Source organism: Cytophagia bacterium CHB2 (genome assembly GCA_030263535.1).
In the GTDB taxonomy this organism is placed as follows: domain Bacteria; phylum Zhuqueibacterota; class Zhuqueibacteria; order Zhuqueibacterales; family Zhuqueibacteraceae; genus Coneutiohabitans.
In genome coordinates, this window is record SZPB01000272.1 from 1 (window position 1) to 8,850 (window position 8,850).

At 54.9% G+C, this 8,850-nt stretch carries 11 protein-coding genes; all 11 read right to left on the reverse strand.

The window, feature by feature from the left end:
* Positions 1 to 67 precede the first annotated feature (67 nt).
* The 11 genes from FBQ85_21540 to FBQ85_21590 all read right to left on the reverse strand — a co-directional run bounded on the left by FBQ85_21540 (position 68) and on the right by FBQ85_21590 (position 8,843).
* Complete coding sequence (locus FBQ85_21540; protein MDL1877722.1) at positions 68 to 1,066, reverse strand: hypothetical protein; 999 nt, start codon at positions 1,064 to 1,066, stop codon at positions 68 to 70.
* 323 nt (positions 1,067 to 1,389) lie between these two features.
* Positions 1,390 to 1,866 carry a 2-C-methyl-D-erythritol 2,4-cyclodiphosphate synthase gene (locus tag FBQ85_21545; GenBank protein MDL1877723.1) on the reverse strand — a complete coding sequence of 159 codons (477 nt, stop codon included), beginning with the start codon at positions 1,864 to 1,866 and terminating at the stop codon, positions 1,390 to 1,392.
* Positions 1,857 to 2,576 (reverse strand): 2-C-methyl-D-erythritol 4-phosphate cytidylyltransferase, encoded by a 720-nt coding sequence (ispD, locus tag FBQ85_21550; protein ID MDL1877724.1) that lies wholly within the window; start codon positions 2,574 to 2,576, stop codon positions 1,857 to 1,859. Before ispD ends, FBQ85_21545 begins: the two co-directional genes overlap by 10 nt.
* 162 nt (positions 2,577 to 2,738) lie before the next feature.
* Positions 2,739 to 3,767 (reverse strand): tRNA preQ1(34) S-adenosylmethionine ribosyltransferase-isomerase QueA, encoded by a 1,029-nt coding sequence (gene queA / locus FBQ85_21555; GenBank protein MDL1877725.1) that lies wholly within the window; start codon positions 3,765 to 3,767, stop codon positions 2,739 to 2,741.
* A gap of 87 nt (positions 3,768 to 3,854) precedes the next feature.
* Positions 3,855 to 4,925 carry a Holliday junction branch migration DNA helicase RuvB gene (ruvB, locus tag FBQ85_21560; GenBank protein MDL1877726.1) on the reverse strand — a complete coding sequence of 357 codons (1,071 nt, stop codon included), beginning with the start codon at positions 4,923 to 4,925 and terminating at the stop codon, positions 3,855 to 3,857.
* Between the two features lie 15 nt (positions 4,926 to 4,940).
* Positions 4,941 to 5,531, reverse strand: a complete 591-nt coding sequence (gene ruvA, locus FBQ85_21565; GenBank protein MDL1877727.1) for a Holliday junction branch migration protein RuvA — start codon at positions 5,529 to 5,531, stop codon at positions 4,941 to 4,943.
* A complete protein-coding gene (gene ruvC, locus FBQ85_21570) occupies positions 5,528 to 6,043 on the reverse strand; it encodes a crossover junction endodeoxyribonuclease RuvC (GenBank protein ID MDL1877728.1) in 516 nt (171 codons plus the stop codon). Before ruvC ends, ruvA begins: the two co-directional genes overlap by 4 nt.
* Before the next feature lie 29 nt (positions 6,044 to 6,072).
* On the reverse strand, positions 6,073 to 6,819 hold the full coding sequence (locus tag FBQ85_21575) for a YebC/PmpR family DNA-binding transcriptional regulator (protein MDL1877729.1): 747 nt from the start codon (positions 6,817 to 6,819) through the stop codon (positions 6,073 to 6,075).
* Positions 6,820 to 6,986: 167 nt separating this feature from the next.
* The gene (locus FBQ85_21580) at positions 6,987 to 7,469 is read right to left on the reverse strand and encodes a hypothetical protein (protein ID MDL1877730.1); all 483 of its coding nucleotides are present in this window, start codon (positions 7,467 to 7,469) and stop codon (positions 6,987 to 6,989) included.
* 200 nt (positions 7,470 to 7,669) lie between these two features.
* On the reverse strand, positions 7,670 to 8,215 hold the full coding sequence (locus FBQ85_21585) for a spore maturation protein (GenBank protein ID MDL1877731.1): 546 nt from the start codon (positions 8,213 to 8,215) through the stop codon (positions 7,670 to 7,672).
* Complete coding sequence (locus tag FBQ85_21590; protein ID MDL1877732.1) at positions 8,208 to 8,843, reverse strand: nucleoside recognition protein; 636 nt, start codon at positions 8,841 to 8,843, stop codon at positions 8,208 to 8,210. Before FBQ85_21590 ends, FBQ85_21585 begins: the two co-directional genes overlap by 8 nt.
* Between the last annotated feature and the right edge of the window lie 7 nt (positions 8,844 to 8,850).

Here is an 8,850-nt window from a genome sequence, read left to right on the forward strand (position 1 = left end):
TTGCGCTCAAGGCTTCTTAAGTATTCATTGAGCTGGTATTGCGCAAGTCGGACTTCGCCCACTCACTTCACCTACGCCGCGTAAACACCGGCTGCACCCACGCCGCATATCCCGCGGAATCTGTTACTTTCGCGCGCACGTAAGGCTCGTCGCTGAGCAATTCAAACACCGCGGGATTGTTCTCCGTGCGATATAAGACCCGTCCCTGGTTCCCAATAAACTCCGTGCGATATTTGAAATCCCCTTCCTGCCGAATATGCAGCGCAATTTTTTTCGGTTCGATTTGAATATCCTCCAGTTCCACCCCCGTGCTGGCATAGAACAATCCGGCCTCGAGATTCTGCACGATTTCGAGCGGTGATAGCGTGCGCGCCTTCACCACCACCCAGCCGCGTCCGGGATTCGAGCGCTCCGGCGCAAACTCGCCTTGAAAATGATGCGCATCATCCACCGCAATGCCGTAGATACGCTTGCCCCCGCTCAACAAATGATCCCACACCTCTTCCATGCCCGGCCAGCCGCCCCCGCCAAAATTGTGCACCAGCGGATGGCCGTTGAAAATCTCCAGCAGCTTGTCGTTTGAAATTTGCAGCAGTTCGCGGTGATCGAACGCCCAACGGAAATTGGGATGATTGATGTGCGGCACGGCCGCCGCCGCGCGAATGGCATCGATGTTTTTCTGAATCGTGCCCACCAGCGTGGAGTCGAACTGCGGCGCGATCACGCCGGGAATGTTCAAGGCATTCACATGCACCGGTTTTGCCTCGAATTTACTGGAGACTTCTTCGCCGGGAATCAACAAAAAACTCGAATCAACCAAACTCGCCAGCGTGGCGGGATCGGTAAACACATTATGATCCGACAGCACCAGAAAACGATAGCCGTGATCTTTATACCATTGCGCCACCACCTCCGGCGGCGAGTCGCCGTCACTCATGGTGGTGTGCGTATGCGTGTTGCCTCTGAACCAGGCCATGCCGCTGGTGTCTGGCACTTCGAATTCGATTTGGCGTTCACAGGCCGTGAGCAATAGAGCAAGCAAAAGCAGGAATCGAGTAAGGCGCATGTCAGCTCCCGAATTTGATCAAGGATTCAAATGAAAATAACTTGTCGGCAATCTATCGCCTCATTTTGGAAATAGCAAGCCCGGATTCGCGATTGCTTTTTTGGATTGGGGTTGCTACCATTGCATAACATGTTCAGTCACGACTTTGCCGTGCCTTGTGAGTTACCGTGGGTGCCACCGGCCGCTTCGCCGCCAGCCCCGAAGGCATGCGCTACTTGTGCTATGTCGAGAAAGAAGGCTTCAAGCTCTTCACCGCCGAGGAGTTGGTGAAGGAGTTTTATGACCCTATAGCGGTGCGGGAGGTTTTTGAGCGCTATCTCGCCTCAAACAATCGCCTCAATCAACGCCACCGCAAACGCAGCGGCGCCTTCTTGGCGGCCAATGAAACTCAGCTTTTCGGAAGTTGTCGCTTTGATGGAAATCTGATTGGGTTGAATGTGGAGGGCAGCAGCAAGATTGTCGCGCATCTGCGGGGCATAGCGCATGATTTTGGGCGCTTCGAGCACGAGAGTGGAATCGATATTGACAATAGCAAAGTTTTGAGCAGCCAGCAGCCGCGTGATTTCTTGCAGAAGGATGAGACTGGAGACTCCGGCAAAGCGCTGATCACTGTCCGGAAAATGCGTGCCGAGATCGCCGAGATTGGCCGCGCCCAGCAGGGCATCGCCAATGGCGTGACTCAAAACATCAGCATCCGAGTGCCCGGCAAAGCCCTGCTCATGCGGAATGTGAACCCCGCCGAGAATCATGGAGCGCCCGCTCACCAGCGGATGAACATCATAACCAAAACCTACACGCACGTGCCCAACTCCTGGCTGAAGAGTTCGGCGATCTGCAAATCACTGGGCGTGGTGATTTTCAAATTTCTTTCCTCACCCTCCACCCATACCACCTGCCCGCCGACACGCTCGATGAGCGCCGCTTCGTCGGTGGCGTAAAAATGTTCGTCTTGCGCCCGTTTGAAGGCGCGTTTGAGCGCTTTGGCGCGAAAGGCCTGCGGCGTTTGCGCCAAGCGCAAGCGTGCGCGATCCATGGTCTTTTTGATGTTGTGTTCCGAGATTTTCTTGACGGTGTCTCTGAGCGGAAGCCCGGGAATGCAACCGTCCGCGGTTTCACAGGCAGCGATTACACGTTCCAGCAGCGCATGCGTGAAGAGCGGGCGCACGGCATCGTGTACGACGACGATGCTGGAAGAAGCCGGCTGCAGCGCTTGAAATCCCGCCCACACGGAGTCCTGGCGATGCTCGCCACCCATCACGATCTTCCGGCATTTCTTGATCTGAAAGCGCGCGATAATTTCGCGTTCGATGTAAGAAACCCATGCCTGCGAGGCCACTAAAACCACCTCGGTGATCGCCTCTGCCTGCTCGAAGCGTTGCAGGGTATGCGCGAGAATCGGACGCTGGCACAGCATGAGAAATTGCTTCGGCAACTCTCCTCCGAAGCGTGTTCCCTGGCCGGCGGCGACAATGATCGCAGAAGTTTGCAGTTTTTGCTTTTCTTTCGGCATGGAATTTCGTTAAGAACGACTTGGCATCAACGAATGTCGTTCGAATAACTTTACCATATCTCAAACCGCAAATGAACGCTAATACACACGAATGAAGGCTTTGGCGTATTTTCGCGTCTATTCGCGGTTTCGAGGAGATGAGTAAGTTACTAAAACGCTTCTCTAAAGAATCAACATGGCGTCGCCGTAGCTGAAGAAGCGCCATTTTTCTTTGACGGCTTTGCGATAAGCCTTGAACACGATGTCGCGATTCGCGAAGGCGCACACCAGCATCAACATCGTCGAGCACGGCATGTGAAAGTTGGTGATGAGACGGTCGACGATTTTGAATTCATAAGGCGGAAAAATGAATTTATCCGTCCAGCCTTTGCCGGGCTTCACCCAGCCTTCGCTGGTAACTTCGGTTTCCAGAGCGCGCACGACGCTGGTGCCCACCGCATAGACTTTGCCGCCCTTTTTCATGGTGTCGTTGATCGCTTGCGCCGTTTCAAAGCTGATGTGAAAATATTCCGAATCCATTTTGTGGCGGCTCAAATCTTCGACGATCACCGGCCGGAAGCTGCCCAGGCCGAGGTGCAGCACCACCGGAACGATGCGCGTGCCTTTGTTGGCGATCTTCTTCAAAAGATCTTTGGTAAAGTGCAGGCCGGCAGTGGGCGCGGCGACTGCACCGCGGACGTTGGCATAAACCGTTTGATAGCGTTCTTTGTCGAGCGGCTCCGGGCTGCGTTTGACATAAGGCGGAAGCGGGGACTGCCCGAGCTTTTCGACGATTTCAAAGAAATCACCGTTAAAGTTAAAGCGTACGACTCTGCCGCCGGAAACGGTGTTGTCGATGACATCGCATGCCAAATCGCGGCCAACCGAGAGGCGATTGCCCACGCGCACTTTGCGCGCCGGCCGCACCAGCACTTCCCACAAGCCGTTTTCCAATTGCCGCAACAAAAAGATTTCAACCTTGGCTTCGGTTTTGTCCTTGGTGCCGATCAAACGCGCCGGAAACACTTTCGTCTCATTGATCACTAAACAATCATCCGGGCCAAAATAGTCCGCTATATCCGAGAAAACTTTTTCCTCGATCGACTTTTTCTCCCGGTCGATAACCATGAGTTTGGATTTATCGCGTTTCTTCTCGGGATATTGCGCCACGAGTTTTTCCGGGATGTTGATCTTAAAATCTGAGAGTTTCATTGTCGAACGTCTTTCATTTAGGGTTTGATTTATGCGAAGCGCCGCCCGGACGGCTGTGGTTGGGCGGCGGATATTTTACGAACGATTTCACCAAAAGCCCTGCTGCGCGGCGCCGGCATACGGCGGGCGCGTCAAACCGAGATGCTGGTAGGCGCGTGTGGTGACCACGCGGCCGCGCGGCGTGCGCTTGAGAAATCCTTCTTGAATCAGATAAGGCTCATAAATTTCTTCGAGCGTGCCGGCCTCTTCGCCGATGGCCACGGCCAGGGTGTTGACGCCCACCGGTCCGCCGCTGAATTTTTCGATCAACACGCGCAACAGGCGCTTGTCCATGTCATCGAGGCCGAGTTCATCGACATCAAGCTGGGCCAAAGAGGTTTTGGCCAGCTCCAAACTGACGATACCGTTGCCGTCGATTTGAGCGAAGTCACGCACGCGGCGCAACAAACGATTCGCGATGCGCGGTGTGCCGCGCGAACGCCGTGCAATTTCAACCGCGGCTGCCGGCTCGATCTCAACCTGCAAGATGCGCGCGGAACGCTCGACGATGATGCGAAGCTGGTCGGCGCTGTAATAATCGAGGCGGATGACGACGCCGAAGCGGGCGCGCATCGGACTGGTGAGCAAGCCGGCGCGCGTGGTTGCGCCGACCAGCGTGAAATGCGGCAAACGCAACTGAATCGAGCGCGCATTCGCGCCTTTGTCGATGATGATGTCGAGTTTATAATCCTCCATCGCCGGATAGAGATATTCTTCCACCACGCGATTCAGGCGATGGATCTCGTCGATAAACAAAACATCACCCTGGCCCAGATTCGTGAGCAGACCGGCGAGATCGCCGGCTTTTTCCAGCACCGGCCCGGAGGTGGTTTTGATTTGCGTGCCCATTTCAAGCGCAATAATGTTCGCCAGCGTGGTTTTGCCCAGGCCGGGTGGGCCATAAAGCAAAACGTGATCGAGCGCTTCCTGGCGGCCACGCGCCGCCTGCATGAAAATGCGCAGGTTGTTCTTCATTTTTTCCTGGCCGATAAAATCCTCCAGCAGCGCCGGGCGCAAGCGCTGATCGAAATCACGCTCGCCCTCCAGCACATCAGGAGTGGTGGCGCGGCTCAGCTCGCCGCTGCGGCGGTCGTTGAGAGGGGTTAAACTATCGGCCATGATTGCAATCGTCCATCAAATATAGCGCAATGACGCTTTGATCAATTCTTCCACCGGCAAATCGCCTTTTTCATCCTGCACGCGCTTGAGGGCTTTCTCAGCCGCGGGTCGCTGATAACCCAATGAGATCAACGCCAGCAAGGCTTCGTTTGCCTGGGCAGCGGAAGTTCCCGGCGCTGCGGCCGGGGCTTCTGCCGGAGCAAAGCCGGCAAGCCGGTCCCGCAATTCGATCACCAGGCGTTCCGCGGTTTTTTTGCCAATGCCGGGAATCGCAGTCAACGCCGCGATTTCGTTGTGTTGGATATGGCGGCAGAACATGTCCACCGTACAGCCGCTTAAAATGCTTTGCGCGACTTTCGGGCCGACGCCGTTTACGGAGATGAGGTGCAGGAAGAGTTGCTTTTCGTCAGGGGTAGCGAAGCCGAAGAGCTGCAAAGCGTCTTCACGCACATGCAAGTAGGTCAGGAGCGTCGCGCTCTCGTCAGGTTTGCCGAGTTTTTCATAGGTGGAAAGTGGAATCGACATTTCGTAACCGACGCCGTTGACCTCCAGCATGACGCGGGTGGGAGATTTATGGAGCAAACGCCCATGCAATTGCGCAATCATGTCTGTGCCTTCATCGTGCGATGCGCATGGCAAATCGCGAGCGCCAGGCCGTCGGCAACATCATGCGGCGCCGGCAGCGTTGTCATGCTCAACACCGCTTGCACCATGCGTTGAATTTGTTCTTTCGAAGCGGCGCCGTTTCCAGAAACCGCCAACTTGACTTCACGCGGCGTGTAATCGATCACCGGCACGTTACAGCGCGCCGCCGCGAGCAGCAGCACGCCGCGGGCATGCCCGAGTTTCAATGCGACCTGGGCATTTTGCACATGGATTAATTTTTCCACCACCATAAATGCGGGATGATGGGTTTGCAGAAACGCGCGTGTTTTTGAGAACAAATGATCGAGCCGGTGCGCCAGCGTTGCCGTGCGCGGCGGCGAAATGATTTCGGCGCCTCTATAAAAACAATGACCGCCCCTGGCTTCGATCAAGCCAAGACCGGTCGTAATCAATCCGGGATCTGCGCCTAAAATTAAGCATCCCTGCATCGCAACTTTTAACCGAGGGATCAAAAACCATCCGTTGACCGGAGTCACGGCGCCTATTCAACCTGGCTCATGACTTCTTCGGAGATGTCGAAATTCGAATAGACATGCTGCACATCATCGTGCTCATCCAGCACATCCATGAGCTTCAACAGTCTCACCGCATCGTTGCCTTCAACCTTGACGGTGTTTTTGGGATACATCCCGACTTCCGCCTTTTCGATGCTAATCCCTTTTTGCTCGAGCGCCGCTTTGACCGCGTCAAAATCCGAGGGAGAAGAAAGTATGTCGGATGATTCCGGATCGTATTTCAAATCTTCCGCGCCCGCCTCCAGCGTTGCCTCGAGCAACTCGTCTTCGCTGCGGCCGGCGGTGGTGACCGTGAAGATGCCTTTTTTCTCAAACATCCACGCCACCGCGCCGGACTCCGCCATGTTGCCGCCGTGCTTCGCGAACAGATGCCGAATATCGGCAACCGTGCGGTTCTTGTTGTCGGTGACGACATCAACGATCAACGCCGCGCCGCCGGGGGCATAGCCTTCGTAGGTGGCTTCTTCGTAGCTCACGCCTTCCAATTCGCCGGTGCCGCGCTTGATCGCTTTATCAATATTGCTCGCCGGCATGTTGGCGGCCTTCGCATCTTGAATGGCTTTGCGCAGACGCGCATTGGAACTTTCATCGCCGCCGCCGTTGCGCGCCGCCAGCGTAATTTCTTTGATCAAGCGTGTAAAAACGCGCCCGCGAATGGCATCTTGTTTGGCCTTAACGTGTTTAACTTTGGCCCATTTATTGTGACCGGACATGCTAATCTCCAAAAAATAACGCGCTAATTTAATAAAAAATCGCTCGGTTTCCAAACGGAATTTTGGCACAGCCCCATTACAAAGCCATTGTAATTTCGCCAGTTATTTCAGGCGTGCCAAACCGAACGATTTGCAACAACGATTTTTTTGAAAAAGGTGAATGTTTGTTACTTTGGGTTTTGATTGTTCAGCTCATACGCGCGCACCCGCACTGCCGTACGCACCACCCACGCATAGGTGTAGCCTTTTTCGTCCGCGAGTTTTTGCAGGCGTTCGGCGTCGTAGCGATTCACAAAACGCCCGGCGCGCACCTTGTAGTACGGCGGATCGTAGACCACTTGCACATCGGTATCGAGATCGAACAGGGCAATTTTCATGGCCTCACGCGCTTGCTGGCCATCTTCGGTTTGTAGAAGTTGCAATTGATAGCCCGGCGTCGTGACCCATGACGTGTCGCGCGCCGTTGTATCTGTTTGCACTTGCACGAACGCCTGTGATTGCACCTGATCTTTCGGCATTTTGTGCGGAATGTCGAACGCCGGCTCGCGCAAGGTGGCCGGATCGAATGATTCGTCATACACCACCTCGGCAGGTTTGGGCGTCACGGTTTCTTGCGGGGGCGCGGTACGCGCGGGGGCCGGACGTTCCACCCGTTCAATCCTTTTGCTGGAACTGCAAGCGGCCAGCATGCCGAGCATAAAAAATATGCATAATATGCATAAATGATAGCAAAGTTTTGCAGGTGTGTGAGAAAATTGCACGTATTGCCTCGCTGCTAAAATGATCATCGTTTTTTAAATGACGGCGGAAGATAAGCAACCTCGGGCAATTCCGCAAGCGGCCAGCGATTTTATCCAAAGATCCATCGGCAAATAAAAACCGCTGCGATCAGGCCGGCGACATCGGCGATCAGGCCCACGGCCAGCGCATGCCGGATTTTTTTAACGCCAACCGCGCCGAAATAAACTGCGAGAACATAAAACGTCGTTTCCGTGCTGCCGTACATCGTTGAAACCAGCCGGCCAAGAAACGAATCCGGGCCGTGCGTTTTCATGATTTCAGTTGCCAGGCCAAGCGAGCCGCTGCCCGACAGCGGGCGCATGAGTGCAAGCGGCAACGCTTCTGCCGGCATGCCGATCAGATTTGTGAGGGGTGAAATGATCTGCACGAACAAATCCATCGCGCCGGAAGCGCGGAACATGCCGATCGCGAATAAAATCGCCACCAAAAACGGAATAATGCGAATCGCCACATTGAAGCCTTCTTTCGCGCCTTCGACGAAGCATTCATAGACTTTTACTTTCTTGAAAAAGCCGACCACCGGAATCACGAACAGCAGCGTCGGGATGGCCCAGGTCGAGACGAGTTCGAGTGCCGCACGAAAAAAATCACCCATGTTGGCCCTCCGCTTGCGGTTGAGAAGTCAGACGGGGATCATCTTTTTTGAAAATCGGCAAACGGGCCAGCAATTTCGCCATGATAATCGCCGTGGTGGTGGCGCAAACGCTGGCAAAAATCGTCGTGCCGATAATTTCGAAAGGGTTGTTGGAGTTCAGCGAAACGCGAATGCCGATGATCGTGCTCGGAATCAATGTGATGCTGGCGGTATTGATGCCGAGGAACATCGCCATGGCATTGGTGGCTGTGTCTTTTTTGGGATTGAGTTGCTGCAGTTCCTCCATTGCCTTCAAACCAAACGGCGTGGCGGCGTTGCTCAAGCCCAGCCAGTTTGCTGCGATGTTCAGCAGCATTGAACCCATGGCCGGGTGCTCCGGCGGCACTTCGGGAAAGAGGCGGCGCATGATTGGCGCTAACGCGCGCGCCAATAATCTGATAAAACCCGCCTGCTCGGCAATCTTCATGATGCCGAGCCACAGCGTCATGATGCTGATCAAACCCAGCGCGATTTTCACCGCGGTTTCCGCGGAGTCGAACGCCTGTTTCGTCACCTGCGCGATATTGCCGGTGACGGCGCCGGTGATCACAGCGATGACGATCAACGCCAGCCAAACATAGTTGAGCATGCAGCCT